Annotated in this window: 23 protein-coding genes; 15 read left to right on the plus strand and 8 right to left on the minus strand. The window is 73.0% G+C overall.

Annotated elements, in window-relative coordinates:
* The first annotated feature begins 557 nt into the window (after window positions 1–557).
* Window positions 558–1,508 carry an endonuclease/exonuclease/phosphatase family protein gene (locus tag ACIP4Z_RS31920; protein ID WP_401313811.1) on the plus strand — a complete coding sequence of 317 codons (951 nt, stop codon included), beginning with the start codon at window positions 558–560 and terminating at the stop codon, window positions 1,506–1,508.
* A 101-nt stretch (window positions 1,509–1,609) separates the two neighbouring features.
* Here the strand turns inward: ACIP4Z_RS31920 and ACIP4Z_RS31925 are convergent, their stop codons facing one another.
* From ACIP4Z_RS31925 to ACIP4Z_RS31950, 6 genes are all read right to left on the minus strand, one after another.
* Complete coding sequence (locus ACIP4Z_RS31925; RefSeq protein ID WP_355342205.1) at window positions 1,610–2,368, minus strand: hypothetical protein; 759 nt, start codon at window positions 2,366–2,368, stop codon at window positions 1,610–1,612.
* Window positions 2,369–2,568: 200 nt separating this feature from the next.
* Window positions 2,569–3,345 carry a hypothetical protein gene (locus ACIP4Z_RS31930; protein WP_401313813.1) on the minus strand — a complete coding sequence of 259 codons (777 nt, stop codon included), beginning with the start codon at window positions 3,343–3,345 and terminating at the stop codon, window positions 2,569–2,571.
* A gap of 279 nt (window positions 3,346–3,624) precedes the next feature.
* Window positions 3,625–4,080 carry a TerB family tellurite resistance protein gene (locus ACIP4Z_RS31935; RefSeq protein WP_355342211.1) on the minus strand — a complete coding sequence of 152 codons (456 nt, stop codon included), beginning with the start codon at window positions 4,078–4,080 and terminating at the stop codon, window positions 3,625–3,627.
* A 148-nt stretch (window positions 4,081–4,228) separates the two neighbouring features.
* The gene (locus tag ACIP4Z_RS31940) at window positions 4,229–5,221 is read right to left on the minus strand and encodes a zinc-binding dehydrogenase (RefSeq protein ID WP_401313815.1); all 993 of its coding nucleotides are present in this window, start codon (window positions 5,219–5,221) and stop codon (window positions 4,229–4,231) included.
* Between the two features lie 148 nt (window positions 5,222–5,369).
* On the minus strand, window positions 5,370–5,858 hold the full coding sequence (locus tag ACIP4Z_RS31945) for a hypothetical protein (protein WP_391049648.1): 489 nt from the start codon (window positions 5,856–5,858) through the stop codon (window positions 5,370–5,372).
* Window positions 5,859–6,052: 194 nt separating this feature from the next.
* Window positions 6,053–6,628, minus strand: coding sequence for a TerD family protein (locus ACIP4Z_RS31950; protein WP_355342220.1), 576 nt, complete (start codon window positions 6,626–6,628; stop codon window positions 6,053–6,055).
* 177 nt (window positions 6,629–6,805) lie between these two features.
* Between ACIP4Z_RS31950 and arfB the strand changes: the two genes are divergently transcribed.
* Entirely contained in the window at window positions 6,806–7,243 is a 438-nt protein-coding gene (arfB, locus tag ACIP4Z_RS31955) for an alternative ribosome rescue aminoacyl-tRNA hydrolase ArfB (RefSeq protein ID WP_355342223.1), read from the plus strand.
* A gap of 70 nt (window positions 7,244–7,313) precedes the next feature.
* Here arfB and ACIP4Z_RS31960 read toward each other — a convergent pair whose 3' ends face one another.
* Window positions 7,314–7,832 (minus strand): flavin reductase family protein, encoded by a 519-nt coding sequence (locus tag ACIP4Z_RS31960; protein WP_355342226.1) that lies wholly within the window; start codon window positions 7,830–7,832, stop codon window positions 7,314–7,316.
* A gap of 288 nt (window positions 7,833–8,120) precedes the next feature.
* Here ACIP4Z_RS31960 and cdgB point away from each other — a divergent pair, with 288 nt between their 5' ends.
* From cdgB to ACIP4Z_RS31980, 4 genes are all read left to right on the plus strand, one after another.
* Window positions 8,121–9,785, plus strand: coding sequence for a diguanylate cyclase CdgB (gene cdgB / locus ACIP4Z_RS31965; RefSeq protein ID WP_355342229.1), 1,665 nt, complete (start codon window positions 8,121–8,123; stop codon window positions 9,783–9,785).
* 337 nt (window positions 9,786–10,122) lie between these two features.
* Window positions 10,123–11,322 carry a histidine kinase gene (locus tag ACIP4Z_RS31970; protein WP_391049646.1) on the plus strand — a complete coding sequence of 400 codons (1,200 nt, stop codon included), beginning with the start codon at window positions 10,123–10,125 and terminating at the stop codon, window positions 11,320–11,322.
* A 74-nt stretch (window positions 11,323–11,396) separates the two neighbouring features.
* Complete coding sequence (locus ACIP4Z_RS31975) at window positions 11,397–12,086, plus strand: response regulator transcription factor (protein ID WP_355342358.1); 690 nt, start codon at window positions 11,397–11,399, stop codon at window positions 12,084–12,086.
* 113 nt (window positions 12,087–12,199) lie between these two features.
* The gene (locus ACIP4Z_RS31980; RefSeq protein WP_401313819.1) at window positions 12,200–13,177 is read left to right on the plus strand and encodes a zinc-binding alcohol dehydrogenase family protein; all 978 of its coding nucleotides are present in this window, start codon (window positions 12,200–12,202) and stop codon (window positions 13,175–13,177) included.
* 16 nt (window positions 13,178–13,193) lie between these two features.
* Here the strand turns inward: ACIP4Z_RS31980 and ACIP4Z_RS31985 are convergent, their stop codons facing one another.
* The gene (locus ACIP4Z_RS31985) at window positions 13,194–14,339 is read right to left on the minus strand and encodes a threonine aldolase family protein (protein ID WP_401313821.1); all 1,146 of its coding nucleotides are present in this window, start codon (window positions 14,337–14,339) and stop codon (window positions 13,194–13,196) included.
* Between the two features lie 773 nt (window positions 14,340–15,112).
* Here ACIP4Z_RS31985 and ACIP4Z_RS31990 point away from each other — a divergent pair.
* From ACIP4Z_RS31990 to ACIP4Z_RS32030, 9 genes are all read left to right on the plus strand, one after another.
* The gene (locus ACIP4Z_RS31990; RefSeq protein ID WP_355342364.1) at window positions 15,113–16,009 is read left to right on the plus strand and encodes a DUF2520 domain-containing protein; all 897 of its coding nucleotides are present in this window, start codon (window positions 15,113–15,115) and stop codon (window positions 16,007–16,009) included.
* A 50-nt stretch (window positions 16,010–16,059) separates the two neighbouring features.
* Complete coding sequence (panC, locus tag ACIP4Z_RS31995; protein WP_391049788.1) at window positions 16,060–16,839, plus strand: pantoate--beta-alanine ligase; 780 nt, start codon at window positions 16,060–16,062, stop codon at window positions 16,837–16,839.
* A complete protein-coding gene (locus ACIP4Z_RS32000; RefSeq protein ID WP_355342241.1) occupies window positions 16,836–18,683 on the plus strand; it encodes an L-aspartate oxidase in 1,848 nt (615 codons plus the stop codon). Before panC ends, ACIP4Z_RS32000 begins: the two co-directional genes overlap by 4 nt.
* Window positions 18,680–19,738 carry a carboxylating nicotinate-nucleotide diphosphorylase gene (gene nadC / locus ACIP4Z_RS32005; protein ID WP_355342244.1) on the plus strand — a complete coding sequence of 353 codons (1,059 nt, stop codon included), beginning with the start codon at window positions 18,680–18,682 and terminating at the stop codon, window positions 19,736–19,738. The genes ACIP4Z_RS32000 and nadC overlap by 4 nt, the downstream gene beginning before the upstream one ends.
* Window positions 19,739–19,744: 6 nt before the next feature.
* Window positions 19,745–20,539: a type III pantothenate kinase gene (locus ACIP4Z_RS32010; protein WP_355342247.1), complete on the plus strand. Its 795-nt coding sequence runs from the start codon at window positions 19,745–19,747 to the stop codon at window positions 20,537–20,539.
* A gap of 164 nt (window positions 20,540–20,703) precedes the next feature.
* Window positions 20,704–21,483: a hypothetical protein gene (locus ACIP4Z_RS32015; RefSeq protein WP_401313823.1), complete on the plus strand. Its 780-nt coding sequence runs from the start codon at window positions 20,704–20,706 to the stop codon at window positions 21,481–21,483.
* A gap of 60 nt (window positions 21,484–21,543) precedes the next feature.
* Window positions 21,544–21,720 carry a hypothetical protein gene (locus tag ACIP4Z_RS32020; RefSeq protein ID WP_355342252.1) on the plus strand — a complete coding sequence of 59 codons (177 nt, stop codon included), beginning with the start codon at window positions 21,544–21,546 and terminating at the stop codon, window positions 21,718–21,720.
* A gap of 166 nt (window positions 21,721–21,886) precedes the next feature.
* On the plus strand, window positions 21,887–22,282 hold the full coding sequence (locus tag ACIP4Z_RS32025) for a BlaI/MecI/CopY family transcriptional regulator (protein ID WP_355342255.1): 396 nt from the start codon (window positions 21,887–21,889) through the stop codon (window positions 22,280–22,282).
* A gap of 9 nt (window positions 22,283–22,291) precedes the next feature.
* Window positions 22,292–22,810, plus strand: a complete 519-nt coding sequence (locus ACIP4Z_RS32030) for an amino-acid N-acetyltransferase (protein ID WP_355342258.1) — start codon at window positions 22,292–22,294, stop codon at window positions 22,808–22,810.
* Window positions 22,811–22,832 lie beyond the last annotated feature (22 nt).

The raw sequence follows: 22,832 nt of genomic DNA on the forward strand, positions 1-22,832 counted from the left end.
GAGCTCCTGACGGTCCGTCAATCGGCGGACGGGAAGAGTTGCCAGGGAACACGCGGAGGGGGGAGCGGTGCCGCGGATACGGCGGCGGATGCGGTGGTACGGCGGGGTGTGACGAGTGCGGCGGATGCAGCGGGGGTGCAACGGGCGCGGCGGTGGACCGGTCGCGGCGCGGAGGCGGGGCGTCCGGTGGTGTAGACAACTGAGCGAAGTTGATTGAACCCGTGTACATGCGCTGCCGTCAAGATGTGGTGAGAGCGCTCTCTGGGCTGCCGCCCGGGGGCGGGGGACCGAGGCCGGCCGCGGTGGCCGGAACGCTGCCCGCGGGGCGGCCCGGCGCCGGACCGGGCCCCAACGGTCGCGGACGGTCGGGCTGTTGGCTTCCGGCGGGTCAGTGATCTCGCGGGAGTCCGCGCACCGGGGGGCGACCGACCGCAGGGGGTTCACCGACGGCTCGGTCCGCGCCGGGCGGTTCGCGGCACCCGACTCGCGGATACGGCCCGCCCCGGTCGGGCGCTGCTGGTCACCGGGGGTGTGGCTATCGTCGGAGTGTGCGCTTTGTGACGTTTAACGTGCTGCATGGGCAGGCGATGACCGGGGGGCGGCCGGTGGCGTTCGGGGTGGGGGAGGCGGCGGGGGAGCCGTTGGGCGCGGCCGTGGCGGCGCTGGACGCCGACGTCGTGGCACTCCAGGAGGTCGACCGCGCCCAGGAACGGTCCGGGCGGATCGACCAGGCGCGGGTCGCGGCCGACGCGATGGGCGCCGCGCACTGGCGCTTCGCCTCCGCCGTCCACGGCCGGTCCGTCCCGGGCGAGGGATGGGTCCTGGACCCGAAAGCGCCGGACCTCCGGGTCTACGGTCCACCGGGTGCGGGTGCGGGTGCGGGTGCGGGTGCGGGTGCGGGTGCGGGTGCGGGTGCGGGCACGGATACGGGCACGGATACGGACGCGGGCGCGGCTGGCGGGGTGGAGGCGTACGGCGATGCGCCCGCGCACGGGGTCGCCCTGCTCACCCGGCTGCCGGTACGGCACTGGCGGGCCCGGCGGCTCGCACCCGCGCCCTTCGCGCTGCCGCTGCGGGTGGCCGGACGGCCGGGGCTCGTATGGGTACGGGACCAGCCGCGGGCCGTGCTGGCCGCCGTACTGGAGGGCAACGCCGGACCGTTCACGGCCGTCGCCCTGCACCTGTCCTTCGTGCCCGGCTGGAACGCCCGCCAACTCGCCGCCGTACGCCGCTGGATCGCCGACCTGCCCCGCCCCTACCTGCTCCTGGGCGACTTCAACCTGACCGGCGCCGTACCGAGGACCGTCCTCGCCGCCACCGGCCGCGAGCGCTGGCACGACCTCGCCCGCACCCCCACCTACCCCGCCCACCGCCCCCTCGTCCAGTTCGACCACATCCTGGCCCACGGCGTCCCGCCCTCCTCGGTCCGCCCCGCCCTGACCTCGGCGACCGCCCCCCTGACCCCCCTCTCCGACCACCGCCCCCTGGTGGCGGACGTGCAGTGGTGACCCCCGCCCCCTGAAGCGCCCCCGCCGTCCACCCGCGCGGCAACGGGCTGCCGTTCGTTACGGCCGAGGTGCGTTCGCGGCGGCGAGCCGTCCGCAGGACGTCAGCCGTCCATTTGGTGGAAGCGGGACTCGGCGAAGGTGAAGGCGGTGTCGCGGACGCCGAAGGGGTGTTGGAAGGCGTGGTTGAGCTGGGCGGTGAGGCAGATGGCGAAGGCGATGGCGGCGCCCACGAAACAGAGGGCCACGAGATGGCGGGCGGTGGCGGTGAGGCCGAGGACCGGGGGGAAGGCGATGAGGAAGCCGCCGGCGACCAGCATGGCGAGCCAGGTGATCCGGGGCATGCCCGCTTTGACCTCGGCGGCGCGGTCGGTGCGCGTTTCGTAGACCGTGGCCAGCGCCGTCGTGGCGGCGGACTTCGCCGTCTGGTGGCCGGGCGCGGCGGCGCCGACGGCCGCGCGCACCTGGTCGAGGGCATGCCACGCCTCGGGGCTGGTGTGCCCGTGGGCGAGTTCGGGGAACTCCACGGTCCTGACGTCGGAGGTGTACTGCCGCAGCAGCGCCCGCACCTTGACGCGGTCGGGGCTCGCGAGACCGCCCGCCGCCCAGTACGTGTCACCCAGCGCCCTGGCCTCGTCGTACGTACGGGACCGCGCGGTGCTCAGCGCGGACCAGCTGCCGGCGACCTGGAAACCGGTCAGCAGGATGAAGGAACTGAGCAGGACACCGCCGATGAGCGACAGCGCCTGACCGTTGAACTCGACGCTCGCCAGCCGCTGTTCCTGGCCGAGGAAGTGGCCCAGCAGGACGGCGAAGGCGACACCGCCGAGGACGGACAGCAGCGAGACGACGTACATGGACATACGACTCCTGGGGCTTCGGTACGGCGGTGCTCAGGTCTCAGGTGGTTCGGTGCGCGCGGGTGCGCGCCTGCTCTGGACGAGGTGACCTCTGGGCGAGGCGACCTCTGGGCGACGTGACTTCTGGACGAGGTGACTTCTGGGCGAGGTGACTTCTGGGCGACGTGACTTCTGACGACGCGACCGCTCCGGACGGCCCGAGGTCAGCGGCGACGTGCGACGAAGCGCGGCAGGGCCGCGAGGGCGGCGGGCAACAGGACGGCCAGCATCGACAGCAGCCACCAGCGCGACACGCTCTCGTCGGGGCCGGGCGACGGCGGCGGCTGCGCGTCGAAGGGCGGTTCGGCGCCCGTGCCGCGCGGCTTCGCGTCGTCGTCCCCGGCCGACGACGGCGTCGGTGACAAGGGCGCGGCCGGGCGTACGCCGGACGCGGCGGCCGTACGGTGCCGGGCGGACGCGGCGTCGGCGGGCGCTGCGGACGGGGGAGGAACGGGCGCGGAGCCCGCGGGGGACGGTGTCGGGCGGCCCGCGCCATTCGTGGGCGGCGTCACGGGCGGCGGTACGGCTACGGGGCCCGAGGCCGTCGGGGCCGCGGTGGGGGTGCACGTGGGGGAGGGGGAAGAGGTGGGGGTCGGGGACGACGTCGGCGTGGGTGTCGGCGTGCCCCCGCCGGACGGCGGCCTGGGGCCGCAGGGTTCACCGACCTTCACGGTGAGGCGGCCCACCGGGAGCCGTAAGGAGACATCCAGATGCAGCAGTCGGCTGATGATCCTGCCGTCGACGCACACCGCCACGGTCACCGGCTGGTGCCCGCCGCTCCCGGCTTCCCCGCCGCTGCCGGTTTCCGTCGCGGCCGACGCCCGGCCCGCCCCGGCCACGACGCCTGCCAAGACAGCGACGGCGAAGACGGCGACGGCGACCGGTGTGACGGCTCGTACCGCCACGGCCGCCGCGCGGCACGCGGAGCCCCCCACCGGCACGGTCAGCACCTCGCTTCCCCAGGAGTCGCCCGGTGGCGCGCAGTGCTGTACCGGTTTCCGCTGGTATCAGCATGAAGATATGGGGACGCGGAGGGTCATGTCATTCGAACAGCCCAATATGGCCAAAAATGGGCACGCGGCATGTGCCGCCCGGCGGCGCGGCCGTCACCAGGCCGCGCACCGCCGGAGGCAGGGGCGCCGGATCACGAACTCGACCGGACCACGAACCCCGGTCGCGGAAGCCCCCGGTGACGGAGACCCCCGGTCACGCGGGGCCGGTCAGAGGTCGAACTCCGCCGGGTTGAGGCCCACCGCGAAGCACGCCTCGCGCACGACGGCCTGCTCGGTCTTGTCGAAGTCGCCGTCGGCGCCGCCGATGACGATGCCGATCTGGATGACGGCACGCGCCTCCGTCGGCTTCTTCTGCACCTTGGCGATCTCCTGGAGGATCGCCACCTTGCCGAGGGCGAAGTCGGCGGTGAGCTTGGTCAGGTAGTCCTCGAAACGGCGCTGGAGGTCGGGCGCCGGGAAATTCTGCAACACGTCGTTGCTCGCGATCAGCGACGCGACGCGCTGCCGCTCGGACGGGTCGACGGAGCCGTCGGCGGCGGCCACGAGCGCGCACATCGCCATGCTGGCATCGCGGAAGGCCCCGCTCTTCAGGTCGTTCTTCTTCGCGTTGAGCTGGGTCTGCATCGTCTTGGTGGAGTCTTTCAAGCGGTCCCACAGGGCCATGAGCGGGTCTCTCCTCGGGCGGGGTTCGGTACGTGGTCCGTACGCGATCTGAGAACTCTCGGGGAGCGTAAAGGAGTTCCCAAGCCGGAAAGACGGCACCCGGCGAGCGCGTGTGCGGGCCGTACGCCGTCCCCGCCCGAAGTCCCGGCTACGGGATCAGGACGACCTTGCCCATCGTCGCCCGCGACTCCAGCGCCCGGTGCGCCCCGGCGGCGTCCGCGAGCGGGAAACGCTGTACGGCGGGCCGCAGCCGGCCGTCGGCGGCGGCCTCCAACGCCTCGGTCTCCAGCGCGCGCATCCCTTCCGGGGTGCCGGTGAACTTCTGGAGGGCCGGGCCCACGACGACCCGCGAGGTGATGCCGCGCTCGGCGAGTTCGCTGTCGGCGAAACGCAACGGTTCGCCCGAGGACCAGCCGTAGACGAGGTGCCGGCCGCCGGGCGCCAGCAGGCCGACCGCGGCGCGCGCGAGGCCGCCGCCCACGGAGTCGAGGACGACGGTCGCGCCCGCGCCCCCGAGGAAGGCCCGCACCTCCCGCGTCCATTCCGGCCGCCCGTAGTCGACGGCGAGGCCCGCGCCCAGCGAGCGGACCCGTTCGGTCTTCTCCGCGCCGCCCGCCGCGCCGACGACGGTCGCGCCGAGCTGCCGCGCGTACTGCACCACCAGCGTCCCGATGCCGCCCGCGGCGGCCAGCACCACCACGGTGTCGGCCGCCCGCAGTTCCGCCAGCCGCAGGATGCCCACCGTCGTACGGCCCGTGCCGATCATCGCGACGGCCGCGGCGGCGTCCAGGCCGTCGGGGAGCGCGTGCAGCCGGGCGGCGTCGGTGACCGCGGCCCCCGCGTACCCGCCGGGCACCATGCCCAGGTGCGCGACGACGCGGCGGCCGAGCCACGCCCGATCGGTGCCGTCCCCGAGCGCGTCCACGGTGCCCGCCACCTCCCGGCCCGGAATCGTCGGCAGTTCGGGCGCGGGCATCGGGCCGCCCTCGTACTTCCCGGCCCGCAGTGTGGTGTCCACCAGGTGCACTCCGGCCGCCTCGACCGCGATCCGCACCTGTCCCGCGCCCGGCACGGGGTCCGGCACCCCCTCGTACCGCAGATTCTCCGGAGGGCCGAAGGCGTGCAGTCGTACGGCGTGCATGGCGGGTCTCCTGTCGGGGTACGGGCGCGGCGCGTGCGGACCCCAGCCAACAACCTCAAGCGGACTTGAGGTCAAGCGGCGCCCTCACTTCCGTGACCGCCTCACACCATCCGCTTCACGCCCGTCCCGCATCCGCCTCACACCCGCCTCACACCCGCGGGAAACGGCTCAGCAGATCCCAGATCACCGGATTTCCGTCCAGGCCCTCGTGCATATCCGTGAGGTCGGCCACCACATCGTGCAGGAAATCCCGCGCCTCCCGCCGTAGTTCCGCGTGGTGCAAGGACAACGGCGGCTCGTCCTCGACCCAGTCGGCCGTCACGTCCACATAGCCGAAACGCCGTACGAACCTCAGCCGGTCCGCCGACTCCGTGAAGTCGAACTCCGCATATTGCGGCCGCGCCGCTCTGCTCCCCGCCGGGTCCCGGTCCAGTTCCTCCACGATGTCGCACAACGCCCAGGCGAAGTCCAGCACCGGCACCCATCCCCAGCCTGTGGACAACTCCCGCTCGCCCTCGGCCACATACACATCCCCGCAGAACAGATCGTGCCGCAGGGTCCGCACATCCGCCGTCCGGTAATCCATCTGCGGCGGGTCGGGAAAGCGGCGCGAAAGGGCGTATCCGAGGTCGATCACCCACCGATGGTGTCACCCGCGCGTGCGGGCCCGTACACCCGGACAGGCGGACACCCGGACACCCGTACACCCGGACACCCGCACAGGCGCACACGGGAGAACCTGCGCCGCCCGGACACGCGAACGGCCCCCGGTCCCCGGAAGCGTCCGGGGCGGGGGCCGTGCGGTGGGCGGCTCTGACGGTGACCCGTGTGTTAGAGGGTCACACCGAAGTCGGTCGCGATGCCGACGAGGCCGGAGGCGTAACCCTGGCCGACGGCGCGGAACTTCCACTCGGCGCCGTTGCGGTACAGCTCGCCGAAGACCATGGCGGTCTCGGTGGCCGCGTCCTCGCTCAGGTCGTAGCGGGCGATCTCGGCGCCGCCGGCCTGGTTGACGATGCGGATGTACGCGTTGCGGACCTGGCCGAAGTTCTGGCTGCGGGCCTCGGCGTCGTAGATCGAGACGGGGAAGACGATCTTGTCGATGTCGGCGGGCAGGCCCGCGAGGTTGACGTTGATCGCCTCGTCGTCGCCGTCGCCCTCACCGGTCCGGTTGTCGCCGGTGTGGACGATGGTCTGGTCCGGGGTCTGCTTGTTGTTGAAGAAGACGAAGTGGCCGTCGGAGTAGACCTTGCCGTCCACCTTCACGGCGATGGCGCTGGCGTCGAGGTCGAAGTCGGTGCCGGTGGTCGTCCGCACGTCCCAGCCGAGGCCGACAGTCACGGCCGTCAGGCCGGGCGCCTCTTTGGTCAGTGAGACGTTGCCGCCCTTGGACAGGCTTACAGCCATGAGGAGTCCCCTTTTGTGGTCTGTCATAGGTACTCCGACGAAACTACCGTCATTCCCCAGAACGCGGTCACAGGATCGTACGGTTCAGTAATCCTGCAACTGTGCTGTTGCGCCGCCGCCGAAACTGTTGCGCCGCTGTCGAAAACCCCGTGACGCGCGGGCCCCGGACGCGGGATCATGGGACACATGTCCGGGCCACTTCTCATTCGCGGTTCGGTCTCCGTGCCGGAGGCCGAGCTTCTGTGGCGTTTCTCGCGTTCCTCGGGGCCGGGCGGTCAGCATGTGAACACCTCCGACTCGCAAGTCGAGTTGCGCTTCGACCTCGCGCGTACGGAGTCGCTGCCGCCGGTGTGGAAGGAACGCGCGCTGGAACGGCTCGCGGGACGGCTGACCGGCGGCGTACTGACGGTCAAGGCGTCCGAGCATCGCTCGCAGTGGCGCAACAGGGAGACGGCGCTCACCCGCCTCGCCGCGCTGCTGGCGCAGGCCACGGCGCCGCCGCCCAAGGCGCGCCGCGCCACGAAGATCCCGCGCGGGATCAACGAGCGGCGGCTGCGCGTGAAGAAGCAGCGCAGTCAGACCAAGCGGGGCCGCAGCGGCGGCGGCTGGGACTGAGCGGACCGCCTCGGGGACCCGTATACCCGGGTATACGGCGCACAGCTCGGCGCAGGCGGGAGCCCACGGCTCAGCGCAGGTAGCGGTACCGGCCGCGGAAGTACGTCAGCGGCCCGCCGTCGGCGCTCGGCGTCCTGGCCGTCAGCACCCGCCCCACCACCAGGGTGTGGTCACCGGCGGGCACCCGCTGCTGCGTCTCGCACTCGAGTATCGCGAGCGCGCCGCCGAGCACGGGAGCGCCGGAGTGTTCGCCCCGGTAGTACGAGATGTCCTCGAAGAGCAGCCGGTCGCTGATCCGGCCGCGCATCGCGAAGCGGCCCGCGATGTGCCGCTGGCTCTCGCTGAGGACCGAGGCGGCCCAGCGCGGCTGCCGCTCCAGCAGGTCGTCCATCCGCGAGCCCTCGCGGACACTCACCATCACCAGCGGCGGTTCGAGCGAGACGGAGAGGAAGGCGGTGGCGGTCATGCCGACGTCCTCGCCGCGCGGCTCGTCCTCCGAGTCGTGTGCGGTGATGAGGACGACGCCCGCCGCCAGGCGGGACATCGCGGCGCGGAAGTCGTCGAGGTCGACGGTCTCGGATAGGCCCATGGTGGTCCCAGGATGCCGTCCGGGTGAAGGTTCAAGCACATCCATCACGTTACGGGGCGGTAGGAATCGCGCGCATCGGGCTCCGGTCGGAGGCGGGCCGTGGCCGGTCCTAGGACCAGGGCTCTACGTTGTGTGTTCAACCGCTTACATGATGATGTGACTTGAGTCACAAGGGCGAGGAATTGTTGACCCTGTGTACCTGGGGCACAGCTCGCTGTGATTCAGTGGCCCGTGTAATCCGTTGATTTGAAATTATCAGGAGTTGCTGTCGAGGGCGCGGAGAGAGGCATGGACACCGAGTCGGAGCCGTATGTCCGTCTCGCGACCCTGCGTCAGCTGCACCAGGTCGTCGCGGACCTCAACACGGCGCGGAGTCTCGCGGACACCCTTCAGGCCGTCGCGGAAGGCGTGGTCAAAGGGCTGAACTACGAGCTGGCCGCCGTCAATCTGGTACGCCCCGACGGCGATCTCATCGTGGCCGCCTTCGCGGGCAGCGCCGCGGCCGAGGCCCTCATGGCCGGACGCATCGGCTCGCGCACCTCCTGGGAGCGCCGCCTCACCATGGGCGAGCGCTGGGGCACCCTGCGCTTCATCCCGCACACCGAGGGCTGGGTCCTCATCGACGACGACGTGCCCCAGTGGCACACCGAGGGCCCGCTGCCCCGCTTCGCCGACGAGTGGCACCCCGGCGACCGCCTCTACGCCCCCATGTACTCCTCGCAGACCGTCGGCAGCGAGCTGATCGGCGTCATATCCGTCGACAAGCCCACCAGCGGCAGGCACCCCGGCCCCTGGGGCTGCGAAGCCCTCCAGATGTACGCGTTCCAGGCCGGCATAGCCATCAGCAACGCCCGGCTGCGCGCCAACATGCAGCGCGCCCTCGTCCGGCTCGAACGCGACCAGCAGGCACTGCGCGCCAGCGAGGAGAGCTTCCGGCAGGCTTTCGAGTACGCCCCCAGCGGCATGGCCATCGCCGAGATGGGCGGCGACCAGCACGGCAAGCTGCTGCGCGCCAACGACGCCCTGTGCCGCCTCCTGGGCCGCTCCGCCTCCACCATGCGCCGCTACTCCTTCTCCGACCTCGTCCACCCCGAGGACGTCGGCCTGCTGCTGCGCACCTCCGCCGAGGGCGGCCGGGCCGAACTGCGGCTCGCGCGGCGCGACGGCAGCTACGTCTGGGCCTCGCTGCGCAATTCGGTCGTCGCCGACACCGCCGACGGGCCGCGCTTCCTGCTCACCCACGTCGAGGACATCGAGGAGCGCAAGGGCCGCGAGCTGCAACTCGCCCACCGCGCCAGCCACGACTCGCTCACCGGCCTGCCCAATAGCGCCGAACTGCGCGCCCGGCTCTCCGCCCGGCTCTGTTCGCGGCCCCAGGACCGCGACGCCCACGACCTCTCCGACGCCCTCGGCGTCCCCGGCGAAGGGCCCGACGAGTTCGCCTTCAGCTACGGCTACGGGCCCGAGGAGCTCGCCGCGCCCCTCGGCGCCCTCGGCTACGACTCGCACACCCACGTCACCGCGCCCGACGAGAGCGACCCCGAGAACGCGGGCAAGGGCCTCGCCGTCCTCTTCTGCGACCTCGACGGCTTCAAGTCCATCAACGACCGCTTCGGGCACCACACCGGTGACGCCGTCCTCATCGAGGTCGCCCGCCGCCTCACCGGCGCCGTCCGCGACGGCGACACCGTCGCCCGCCTCGGCGGCGACGAGTTCGTCGTCCTCGCCGACGGGCTGGCGCCCGCCGACGCCGCCGACCTCTCCGTCCGCCTCCGCAACGCCATCATCCCGCCCATCCGCGTCGACGGGCGCGCCGTCCGCGTCGGCGCCAGCTTCGGCATCGGCTGGGCCGGGTGCGGGATGACCGCCGAGGAAGTCCTCCACTCGGCCGACCAGCGCATGTACGTCGAGAAGCGCTCGCGCTCCCGCACGGGCCACCGCCGCGCCGGCTGACCCCTCCCCGCGCGGGTCGTGGCTCTTCGCGGCCCGGCCCCGGGCGCTTCCGTTGCGCCGGGGGAGGAACCGCGCGCTCAGCCACGGTGCTCCCGCAGGTCACCACCGGCCCCGGCGGGGCAGTCCGGTGGTCTGCGGACCACCGGCCGGCGGGGGCCGGCGGCGCGCTCTCCCCGCGCCCCGGACGGGGCGGGCCCTCCCGCGGAGAGGCGGGGCACGGGCGGCGGGACGTAGAGGTGAGTGGGGGGACCCGGCCCGGAGGGTCCACCTTGGGGAGTAGGGGAGATCGCTCCAGCGGCTGACCCCGGCACGGGTTCCGTTGCCTACGCTGGGTTATGTGCAGCGCATCTACGACTTTCTCCGCAGACACCCGACGTGGGTCGACGGCTTCTGGGCCCTCGTCCTGCTCGTGGTCTGCGCTGTGTGGGTGCTGGAAGTCCCCGACCTGAGGTTCCCCGAGCGGCTGCTGGCGGTGCCGCTGTCCGGCGCGCTGGCGGTCGTGGTGGCGCTGCGCCGCCGTGCGCCGGAGAAGATGCTGCTGCTGGCCATCGGGGTCGGCCTGACCCAGTTGGCGCTGGGCGTGCAGACCAATCCCGGCGACGCGGCGATGCTGGCGATCATCTACACGTGCGCGTCCAACGGCGAGCGCTGGTCGTCCCGGCTGGCCCTGCTGGCGGGCCTCGCGGCGGCGCCGCTGTCGATGCTGCGCTGGCCGCCGCACGACGAGTACTCGACGGTCTGGACGACGCTGCTCCAGACCTTCTTCCTGACGGTGATCTTCGCCCTGTCGTGGGTGGTCGGCGACCGCCTCCGTACCCGCCGCGCGTACTACGCGGAGCTGGAGGAGCGGGCGGCCCGGCTGCACCGGGAGCGCGAGGCGCAGTCCAAGGCGGCGGTGGCGGCCGAGCGGGCCCGTATCGCCCGCGAGCTGCACGACGTCGTGGCGCACAACGTCTCGGTGATGGTCGTCCAGGCGGACGGCGCCGCGTATGTGCTGGACGCCGCGCCCGACCAGGCCAAGCAGGCGCTGTCGACCATCTCCACCACCGGCAGACAGGCCCTCGCCGAGATGCGGCGGCTGCTCGGGCTGCTGCGCGCGGGCGACGACGCGGGCGGCGAGTACGTGCCGCAGCCCGGCGTCGACCAGCTCGCCGATCTGATCGACCAGGTGCGCGGCGCGGGCCTGCCGGTCAGATTCGAGGTCGCGGGCGACGCCAGACCGCTGTCCAGCGGCGTCGAGCTGACCGCGTACCGCATCGTGCAGGAGGCGCTGACGAACGTCCGCAAGCACGGCGGGGACGGCGCCAGCGCCAGCGTCATGCTGGGCTTCGGCGACGCGGCGCTCGACCTGCTGATCGAGGACGACGGGCGCGGCGCCCGGCACGAGCTGTACCAGCAGGGCGGCCGGGACGGCCTGGGCCAGGGCCTGATCGGCATGCGGGAGCGGATAGGCATGGTCGGCGGCACGCTCGACGCGGGTCCGCGCCCCGGCGGGGGCTTCCGGATCAGCGCGGTGCTGCCGCTGAGAACCGGTTAGCCGGACGACCACCACGGCCGGGACCGGCGAGGACCGGCGGCCGTGACCACGGAGAACAACCGAGAGGCAGGACAATGGCGATCCGCGTCATGCTCGTCGACGACCAGGTGCTGCTGCGCACCGGGTTCCGGATGGTGCTCGCCGCCCAGCCGGACATGGAGGTCGTGGCCGAGGCGGGCGACGGCGCCGAAGCGCTGGAGGTGCTGCGGCACACGCGGGTCGACGTCGTGCTGATGGACGTCCGCATGCCGCGGATGGACGGGGTCGAGGCGACCCGGCACATCTGCGGGGGCGACCGCGGCGAGGCGGTCCGCCGGGAGGGCGAGGGCCCGCGGGTCCTCATCCTGACCACCTTCGACCTGGACGAGTACGCCTTCGCCGCGCTCAAGGCGGGCGCCAGCGGCTTCATGCTCAAGGACGTGCCGCCGGACGAACTGCTCGGCGCGATCCGGGCCGTGCACAGCGGCGACGCCGTGGTGGCGCCCAGCACCACCCGGCGGCTGCTCGACCGCTTCACCCCGATGCTGCCGTCCGCGGCGGCCGAGGAGCACAAGGAGGTCGACAAGCTGACCGAGCGCGAGCGCGAGGTGCTGCTGCTGGTCGCCCAGGGCCTGTCCAACGGCGAGATCGCCCGCAAGCTGGTCCTGTCGGAGGCCACGGTCAAGACGCACGTCGGCCGCATCCTCACCAAACTGGGCCTGCGCGACCGCGTCCAGGCCGTCGTCCTGGCCTACGAGACGGGCCTGGTGCGGGCCGGCGGCTGAGGCGGCCGGACCCCTGAAGCGGTTACCGGCGGTTCGCGGATACGGGTTCACGCCGGGCCGATCAGGGAAGGTCCGTACCGACCGGTAGGGATCACAGCACGGGGGAGTACGACATGCGCGCCATCGTTTTCGAGCAGTACGGAGGTCCCGAGGTTCTGCGCCTCGCGGACGTGCCGCGACCCTCGCCGGGCCCCGGCGAGGTCACCGTCGACGTCGCCTGGGCGGGCGTCAACTTCGCCGACGTCAAGGCCAGGGCCGAGGGCTACCGGGTGGAGGCGCTGCCCTTCCGGCCGGGCCTCGAGGTCTCGGGGCTGATCCGCGAGGTCGGCCCGGACGTCACCGACTTCACGCCCGGCCAGGAGGTCGCCGCCTTCCTCGACGGCGGCGGCTACGCCGAGACCGCGCTCGCGCCCGCCGCCACCGTCTTCGCCCTGCCCGCGGGACTCGACCTGCGCACCGGCGCCACCCTCCCCAGCGTGCTGCCCACCGCGTACGCGCTGCTGCACGAGGTCGGGCGGCTGCGCGAGGGCGACACCGTGCTCGTCCAAGGCGCGGCGGGCGGCGTCGGCACGGTCGCGGGACAGCTCGCCCGGCTGGGCGGCGCGGCGGCCGTCTACGGCGTCGTCTCCAGCCTCGACAAGGCCGACCACGCGCTCAAGTCCGGTTACGACGTGGTCTTCACGGCCGCGACCTTCGACACCGACGTCCGGGCGGCGACCGGCGGGCGGGGCGTCGACATCGCCCTCGACCCGGTCGGCGGCGAGACCTTCCGCCGCACCCTCGGCACGCTCGGCCGCTTCGGCCGCCTCGTCTCCTTCGGCAACGCCGGTTCGGAGGAGCCCTGGCGGATCGGGCCCGCCGACACGTATCCGCTGGGGCTGTCCGTCTCGGGCTTCTCCGTCCTCGGCATGGCCGCGCAGGAGCCGCAGCGGCTGCGGCGGATCGCCGACGCCGCCTTCCGTACCGTCACCGACGGCGATGTGGAGCTGCCGGTGAGCGCCGAATTCCCGCTGGAGCGGGCGGCGGAGGCGCACCGGCTGCTGGAGTCGCGCAGGAGCACGGGGAAGCTGCTGCTGCGGGTGGGCGGCTGAGCGGGCGGCCTCGGCCCTACGGCCGGGGGAGGCGGCGCGCGAAGGCCGCCGCCGCCTCCCTGACGTCCTGCTCGGTCCATTCGAGCGCCGGGGCCGCGACCGTCACCTCCGTCATGGACAGGCCGGGCACGCCCGGCTCCGCGAAGACGGCGCGGCCGAAGAGGGAGATCCTGGTCTCCTCGGCCTGACGCAGTGACGCCTCGCCCAGGACGTCGGCCGGATACGGCAGCCAGAGCTGGAACTGATGGGTCTGCGGCTCTTCCGGGTGCACCCGCAGCCACGGCACACCGCCCTCCGTCAGGCCCTCGCGCAGGGCCCGCGCGACCGGCTTGGCGTGCGCCACGAACGACGGGAGCCGCGGCAGCACGGTGTCGAGACCGGCCAGCGCCGCCAGCGCGGCGGGGAACTGCTGGAACAGCATGCCGCCGTACCGGTGCCGCCACGCCTTCGCCTCCGCGACGACGTCCGCGGAGGCGGCCAGGGCCGCGCCCGAGATGCCGTCCAGCGACTTGTAGAAGCTCACGTACACGCTGTCCGCGAGGGCCGCGATCTCCGGCAGCGGGCGGCCGAAGTGGGGTGTGCACTCCCACAGGCGGGCGCCGTCGAAGTGCACGACCGCGTCCCGGTCGCGGGCGGCGGCCACCGTCGCCGTCAGCTCGTCCCACGACGGCAGCACGAAACCGGCGTCCCGCAGCGGCAGTTCGAGCATCAGGGTGCCGAACGGCTCCTCGAAGTCGCGGATCTCTTCCGCGGTCGGCAGGCGGGGTTCCGTCGTCGGGTGGACGGTGCGCAGGCCGCTCACCGCGTGCAGCGCGCCGCGTTCGTGCACCTCCGGGTGTGCCATCGGGTGCAGCGCCACCGTCGCGTTGCCCGTGCGGGCCGCCCATGCCCGCAGGGCCACTTGCTGGGCCATCGTGCCCGTCGGGAAGAAGGCCGCGTCCTGCGTGCCGAGGGTTTCCGCCACGCGGCGCTCCAGGGCGGCCACGACGCCGTCGCCGTAGATGTCCACCGGTTCCGTCACGTCGTACGCCGTCGCCGCCTCTTCGGCGAGCCGCGCCAGCCGTTCCCCAAGGGTTGCCTTGGGGCCGGACATCAGGACCCTTCCGTCGCACTTCGCGACTGCCGCCGCGACCTTCTCCCGCATCTCGCCGTCATCGCCCATCCCCCGATACTCCCTTCCAGGGCGGTCCCCCGCCACGCCTTATCGCCCCCCGCGCGGGTGCCCGCCCTCCCTCCTTTCCCCGCCCACCCGCCCACCCGTGCGGGTGCTTTTTCGTCTGCGGGTGCCGCTTGTGCCTGGGTCGGTGCCGGTCCGGGGCACCTCCTCGGGCGACGAACGTGCACCCACTTCGAAAACGTCCAGCCCCTTGTCCGTTCGTCCCCCTGCGGGGGCACCCCGGCCCGTCCCCTCCCGGTACGTCGGCGTCCGCCTGTCCGGTGGGGGTGGCGGAGGGGGGTCCTCCCGGCGAACCGCGCTGCGCCGGTGCGCCCTTCCGCCAGACCTTTCGCCCCCCCCGGCTGGACGTCGGGTGACTCGGGGGACGGTTCGCCGAAAGACCCCCCTCCCCCCCCCCGGCAACCCCCACCGGCAGGCGGACGCCGACGAGCGAGGAGGGGACGGGGCGGGGTGCCCCCGCAGAAATGCGGTGACAAGAAGGGTGCCGGATACGCGGGGCCAGGTAGCCGCATTTCGAGGAGGTGCCCCGGACCGGCACCGACCAGGCACAGGCGGCACCCGCAGACGACAAAGCACCCGCACGGGTGGGCGGGCGGGAAAGAAACAAGACAAAGAGACGCAGCGGTGTGCTGAAGCTCTCGCAGCGGGCACCCCGCACGGGCTGACCGCCCCGGAGGGGATTCGCGTAGGATTGACGAGAAGGCGTCCGGTACCCCGGTGAGGACTGGAACGGAAGGCTCGGAGCGCGCGTGGACGAGATGGGCAAGGCGGAGGGGCGGCCGGCGCGACTGGCCGTCGGGGTCGTGGGAGCCGGCCGAGTGGGCCCCGCACTGGCGGCGGCGCTGCGCATGGCGGGGCACCGCCCCGTGGCGGCGTCCGGCGTGTCCGAGGCGTCCAAGCGCCGCGCCGCGGCGCTGCTCCCCGGCGTCCCCCTGGTGGAACCGGCCGCGGTGTTCGAACGCGCCGACCTCGTACTGCTGACCGTCCCCGACGACGCCCTGCCCGACCTGGTCAAGGGTCTCGCGGAGACCGGCGCGGTGCGGCCGGGCCAGCTGCTGGTGCACACCTCGGGCCGGTACGGCACGTCCGTGCTCGACCCGGCGCTGCGCGCGGGCGCGCTGCCGCTCGCGCTGCACCCGGTGATGACCTTCTCCGGCACCCCGGTGGACGTGCAGCGCCTGGCGGGCTGCTCCTTCGGCGTGACCGCCCCCGGCGAGCTGCGGCTGGCCGCCGAGGCGCTCGTCATCGAGATGGGCGGCGAGCCCGAGTGGATCGAGGAGGCCGCCCGCCCGCTCTACCACGCGGCACTGGCCATCGGCGCGAACCACCTCGTCACCCTGGTGGCCCAGTCGATGGACCTGCTCAAGGCGTCGGGCGTCGCCGAGCCCGGCCGCATGCTCGGCCCGCTGCTGGGCGCCGCGCTCGACAACGCCCTGCGCTCCGGTGACGCCGCCCTGACCGGGCCGGTCGCCCGCGGCGACGCCGGCACCGTCACCGCGCACCTGGACGAACTGCGCGCGCACGCCCCCGAGACGGTGGCCTCGTACGTGGGAATGGCCCGCGCCACCGCGGACCGCGCTCTGGCCAACGGAATGCTGAAACCGGAGTTCGCGGAGGCGCTGCTCGGCGCCCTCGCCAATGGAGGGACCCCGTGACCGAGCTGGTGCACACCGCGGCGGAACTGCCCCCGGCCGCCGCCGTCGTCATGACGATGGGCGCGCTGCACGAGGGCCACGCCGCCCTGATCCGCGCGGCCCGCGCCTACGCGGGCGACGGCCTCGTCACCGTCACCGTCTTCGTCAACCCCCTCCAGTTCGGGCCGAACGAGGACCTCGACCGCTACCCCCGCACCCTCGAAGCCGACGTCGTGCTGGCGCAGAAGGCCGGCGCCGACCACGTCTTCGCGCCCGCCACCGACGAGGTCTACCCCGGCGGCCGACCGCAGGTCCGTATCACCGCGGGACCCATGGGCGAGCGGTACGAGGGCGCGTCCCGGCCCGGCCACTTCGACGGCATGCTGACCGTCGTCGCCAAGCTGCTGCACCTCACGCGGCCCGCCGCGGCCTTCTTCGGGCAGAAGGACGCCCAGCAGCTCGCCCTGATCCGCCGCATGGTCACCGACCTGAACTTCCCCGTCGAGATCGTCGCCGTACCGACCGTGCGCGAGCCGGACGGCCTGGCGCTGTCCAGCCGCAACCGCTACCTGTCGGAGCGGGACCGCGAGCACGCCCTGGCCCTGTCCCGCGCCCTGTTCGCGGGCCGGGACGCGGCCGGGGGCGGCCCGGACGCCGTACGACGGGCGGCAGGACACGTCCTGGCCACGGCCGACGGCCTCGCCGTCGACTACCTGGCCCTCATCGACCCCGCCGACTTCACCGAAGCCGCGCCGGACCACGCGGGCCCCGCCGTCCTCGCCGTCGCCGCCAAGGCCGGCACCACCCGCCTGATCGACAACCTCCCGCTGGAGTTCGGAGCCGCCGAATGAACGGAACCAGAGCCACAAGCGCGAGTACCGGCATCCGCCTGTACGCCGCCGAGCCCGGCTGGACGCTGACCTCCGACGTGGTCGTGGTCGGCTCGGGCGTCGCGGGCCTCACCGTCGCCCTGCGCTGCGCCGCCGCGGGAGCGAAGGTCACCGTCGTGACCAAGGCGCACCTGGACGACGGCTCGACCCGCTGGGCGCAGGGCGGCATAGCCGCGGCCCTCGGCGAGGGCGACACCCCCGAGCAGCACCTGGCCGACACCCTCGTCGCGGGCGCGGGTGTCTGCGACGAGACGGCCGTCGCCACCCTGGTCACCGAGGGCCCCGCCGCGGTGCGCCGCCTCATCGCGACCGGCGCGCACTTCGACACCGACAAGACCAGCGGCGAGATCCTGCTGACCCGCGAGGGCGGCCACCACCGCCGCCGGATCGTCCACGCGGGCGGCGACGCGACCGGCGCCGAGGTCTCCCGCGCGCTGATCGAGGCGGTCCGCGAAGCCAATATCGACTTCGTCGAGAACGCGCTGGTCCTCGACCTGCTCACCGACGCCGAGGGCCGCACCGCGGGCGTCACCTTGCACGTGATGGGCGCCGGGCAGCGCGACGGCGTCGGAGCCGTACGCGCCCGCGCCGTCGTCCTGGCCACCGGCGGCATGGGCCAGGTGTTCTCGGCGACCACCAACCCGGCGGTGTCGACGGGCGACGGCGTGGCGCTGGCGCTGCGCGCGGGCGCCGAGGTCAGCGACCTGGAATTCGTCCAGTTCCACCCGACCGTGCTGTGGCTGGGCCCGGACGCCGAGGGCCAGCAGCCGCTGGTCTCGGAGGCGGTACGCGGCGAGGGCGCGCACCTGGTGGACGCCGACGGGGTCCGCTTCATGGTCGGCCAGCACGAACTGGCCGAACTGGCCCCGCGCGACATCGTCGCCAAGGGCATCACGCGGCGGATGCAGGAGACCGGCGCCGAGCACATGTACCTCGACGCCCGGCACTTCGGCGCCACCATGTGGGAGGAGCGTTTCCCCACCATCCTGGCCGCCTGCCGCGCCCACGGCATCGACCCCGTCACCGAGCCGATCCCGGTCGCGCCCGCCGCGCACCACGCGTCCGGCGGCGTCCGTACCGACCTCCTCGGCCGTACGACCGTCCCCGGCCTGTACGCGTGCGGCGAGGTCGCCTGTACGGGCGTGCACGGCGCGAACCGGCTCGCGTCGAACTCGCTCCTCGAAGGGCTGGTCTTCGCCGAGCGGATCGCCGCCGACATCGTCGCCGACCCGACCGTGCCGGGCGAGCCCGTCATCCCGGAGCCCGCGCACACCCCGCTGCTGGCCTCCGAGGCGCGCTACGAGGTGCAGCGGATCATGTCGGCGGGCGCGGGCGTCCTGCGCAGCGCCGACAGCCTGGCCACCGCGGCGGGCGCGCTGGAACGGCTGCACACCGCGGCCGTCGAGGAGTACGACAGGGACGGCAAGACCGCCGAGCCGTGCGTCGAGACCTGGGAGGCGACCAATCTGGGCCTGGTCGCCCGGGTGCTGGTCGCCGCCGCCCGCCGCCGCGAGGAGACCCGCGGCTGCCACTGGCGCGAGGACCGCCCCGACCGCGACGACCAGGCGTGGCGCCGGCATCTCGTCGTACGCCTCACCCCGCACCGCACGCTCGCGGTGCACACCACCGAAGGCACGGACTTCCCGCCGACCGGCGGCGGCACGGGGGACACCCGGGGCGGCGCCCCCGGGACCGCTCCGATCGTGGATGATGGGGCCGCCCCCAACGGCACCGCGCCGGACGCCGCGCCCAGTACCGCGAACCGTCCGCCGCACGCCGCTCGGAATCCGAAGGAGCCCTCGTGACCACCCCCGACCGTCCCCGGCCCGTCGCCCTCCCGCTGCCGCAGATCGGCCCGCCGAGCGAGGTGACCGGCGGCGGCTGCGGTGACGGCTGCGGCTGCGGCGCGGGCGAGGCGTACGACGACGCGTACGGCCTCGACCCGCTGGAGTGCGGCCTCGACCCCGACCTGGCGCAGCTCCTGATGGACGCGGGCCTTGACCCGGTGCAGGTCGAGGACATCGCGCACATGGCGATCGAGGAGGACCTGGACCAGGGCGTGGACGTCACGACCGTGGCGACCGTCCCCGAGGACGCCTTCTCCACCGGCGACTTCACCGCCCGCGAGGCGGGCACCGTGGCGGGCCTGCGGGTCACCGAGGCGGTGCTGTCGGTGGTGTGCACCGACGAGTTCGAGGTCGAGCGGCACGTGGAGGACGGCGACCGGGTCGCGGCCGGGCAGAAGCTGCTCACCGTGCGCACCCGCACCCGCGACCTGCTGACCGCCGAGCGCAGCGCGCTCAATCTGCTGTGCAGGCTCTCCGGGATCGCCACCGCCACCCGCGAGTGGGCCGACGTGCTGGAGGGCACCTCCGCGAAGGTCCGCGACACCCGCAAGACGACACCGGGCCTGCGGGCGCTGGAGAAGTACGCGGTCCGCTGCGGCGGCGGCGTCAACCACCGGATGTCGCTGTCGGACGCGGCGCTGGTCAAGGACAACCACGTGGTCGCGGCGGGCGGCGTGGCGCAGGCGTTCAAGCTGGTCCGCGAGGAGTTCCCCGATCTGGCGGTCGAGGTCGAGGTCGACACGATGCACCAGGTGCGCGAGGTGCTGGACGCGGGCGCCGACCTGATCCTGCTGGACAACTTCACCCCGGCCGAGACCGCGGAGGCCGTCGCGCTGGTCGCGGGCCGCGCGGTGCTGGAGTCCTCGGGCCGCCTCACCCTGGACACCGCCCGCGCCTACGCCGAGACCGGCGTGGACTACCTGGCGGTCGGCGGCCTCACCCACTCCTCCCCGATCCTGGACATCGGCCTCGACCTGCGCGCGGACGCCGCGGGCCGACGAGCGGAAGCGTAGGGGCGCATGCTGCTCACCATCGACGTCGGCAACACCCACACCGTCCTCGGGCTGTTCGACGGGGAGGAGATCGTCGAGCACTGGCGGATCTCCACCGACCCGCGCCGTACCGCCGACGAACTGGCCGTACTGCTCCAGGGCCTGATGGGGATGCACCCGCTGCTCGGCGACCTCGGCGACGGCATCGACGGCATCGCGATCTGCTCGACGGTGCCGTCGGTGCTGCACGAGCTGCGCGAGGTGACCCGCCGCTACTACGGCGACGTCCCGTCGATCCTGGTCGAGCCGGGCGTCAAGACCGGTGTGCCGATCCTGGTCGACCACCCCAAGGAGGTCGGCTCCGACCGGATCATCAACTCGCTGGCCGCCGTGCACCTCTACGGCGGCCCGTGCATCGTCGTGGACTTCGGCACGGCGACCACCTTCGACGCGGTGTCGGCGCGCGGGGAGTACGTGGGCGGCGCCATCGCGCCCGGCATCGAGATCTCGGTGGACGCGCTCGGCATGCGCGGCGCGCAGCTGCGCAAGATCGAGCTGGCCAGGCCGCGCAGCGTCATCGGCAAGAACACGATCGAGGCCATGCAGTCCGGCATCCTCTACGGTTTCGCCGGGCAGGCCGACGGCATCGCCGAGCGGATGGCGCGCGAGCTGGCCGACGACCCGGACGACGTGACCGTGATCGCGACGGGCGGCCTGGCGCCGCTGGTCCTGGGCGAGGCGTCGATCATCGACGAGCACGAGCCCTGGCTGACGCTGATCGGACTGCGGCTGGTGTACGAGCGGAACGTCCAGACGTCGTAGCGCCCGGGGTGTACGCCGTGTCGCCCGGCGTGTCTCGCCGTGTCGCCCGGCGGTACGGGGCGGCTCCGGGCCGTACGGGGGGCTTGCGGCGGTACGGGGCGGGCGACGCACCCGAGTGCGCGAGGATGCGTGTGATTTGTCCGGTTAAAGACTAATCTTTCGCTATGCCCACGCCACACGGAAACCGAGGCGGGATGGCGTTCAGCGCGGACGAACTGCGCGTGCTGCGCCGAGCCCTGGCGGAAGTCCTGTCCCCTTACGCGGGCCGGACCGACACCGCCGCCGCCGACGCCGTGCTCGCGCCGCGCCCGGCCGAGCACGTACGCCCGGCGGAACAGCTCCGCGGACCCGTACGCCCCGCCGCACAGGCGCGCGTACCGGCGCGGCCCGCCGAGCACGTACAGGAATACCTCCGGCTCGTGCACGCCGTGGACGACGCGGTGGCCGAGGCGGGACGGCTGCGGTCGTTCCTGCTGGACGAGCTGAGCCGGTACCGGCAGGCGCTGCCCGGAAGCGCGGGCGGGTATCTGGAACGGCTCACCGCCGCGCTCGCCAGCGGCTACGTACCCGGCGCGGACGACCTCGCCGCACTGCGCCGCCTGCGTGCCGCACCGAGCGGAACCCCGGAGTACCGGCGGCGCACCGCACTGCTGCGCCGCTGCGAAACCCTCGCAGAGAACGACGTACGACTCCGTCTGGAGGCCCATATGACCACGTCGCGCCGCCTGCTCGCCCTTCCGGGCGCCCGTTCCGCCACCGCCGCGGACCCGGCGGAGAAGAAGCCGTCCCCGGCTCCTTCGCCCCGCCCGAAGTCCCCGGCGCCGTCCCCCTCGCCGGGGCCCGGCGAGGGCGCGCCCAAGCGCCCGCCGACGCCCGCCGAGATCTGGCCGCCCGGCCGCAAGCCCGCCGCGCCCAAGCGGGACGACGAGGCCCGCTCGGCCTGACGGGCCCCGCCGCACCCACCCGCCGTCGGCGGCGCGGGAGGCGTGGCTACGCTGGTCGGTATGGACTACGTATCCGCGATCGTGCCGCCGCTGGTGATGGCGATCCTCTTCATCGCCGTCATCGTGACGATCATCAAGAACCAGGGCGGGGCCAACAAGGCCAAGGAGGACGCGGCGGTGGACGCCGCCTTCGCCCGCGCCGAGGCCGCGCGCCAGCCCTCCGCCGAGGACCGCTGACGCCCGCCGCGGCATTTGACGGCCAAGGAAATCAATATCATCTGATACTTGGCCGAAGATCCATGCCCGATCCACGGACCGGTGCGCGGCGCCCGACAAGGCGCCGTGCGCCGGTCCGACCCGTTTGGTCCCGATAAGCGGAACGTCTGCGGCTAGTATCCGGAATGTGCCCCGGCCATTGGGAGACCTCGAAGACGCCGTCATGACGCGAGTGTGGGAGTGGAACCGACCGGTCACGGTTCGTGAGGTCCTGGAGGATCTCTCACGGGATCGATCCATCGCGTACACAACTGTCATGACCGTAATGGACAACCTGCGCCAGAAGGGCTGGCTCCGCCGCGAGGAGGAAGGCCGCGCTTATCGTTATGAGGCCGTTTCGACGCGTGCCGCATACTCTGCCGCACTGATGAACGAAGCGTGGTCCGCGAGCGACAACCCGGCCGCCGCGCTCGTCCACTTCTTCGGCATGATGTCTCCGGAACAGCGTGAAGCGGTCCGTGACGCATTGCGCATCATCCAGTCCGTCGACCCCTCCGGTCCTGCGGATCCCGAAGGGCGATAGCGTCCGCACATGCCCCTCATGTCGAATGACGTCACCATCCGCCGGGCGCGCACCGGCGATGTCGCCGCGGTACGGACGCTGCTCGACTCCTATGTGCGTGACGGCATCCTGCTCGACAAGCCGACAGTGACCCTTTATGAGGACATCCAGGAGTTCTGGGTCGCGGAACGGGACGAGGACGCGAACGTGGTCGCGTGCGGCGCCCTGCACGTGATGTGGGAGGACCTGGCCGAGGTCAGGACGCTGGCGGTGGACCCGACGCAGCGCGGCAAGGGTGTCGGCCACCAGTTGCTGGCAAAGTTGCTGCACACCGCACGCTGGCTGGGAGTCCGCCGAATTTTCTGCCTCACCTTCGAAGTGGACTTCTTCGCGAAGCACGGCTTCGTGGAGATCGGGGAGACGCCGGTCGACGGCGATGTCTTCGGCGAGCTCCTCCGTTCCAATGACGAGGGTGTCGCGGAGTTCCTGGACCTGGAGCGAGTGAAACCGAACACCTTGGGCAACAGCCGCATGCTGCTGCAACTCTGACCGTTCCGGTTTGTCCGGATCG

The sequence above is a fragment of the Streptomyces sp. NPDC088910 genome, from assembly GCF_044749865.1.
In the GTDB taxonomy this organism is placed as follows: domain Bacteria; phylum Actinomycetota; class Actinomycetes; order Streptomycetales; family Streptomycetaceae; genus Actinacidiphila.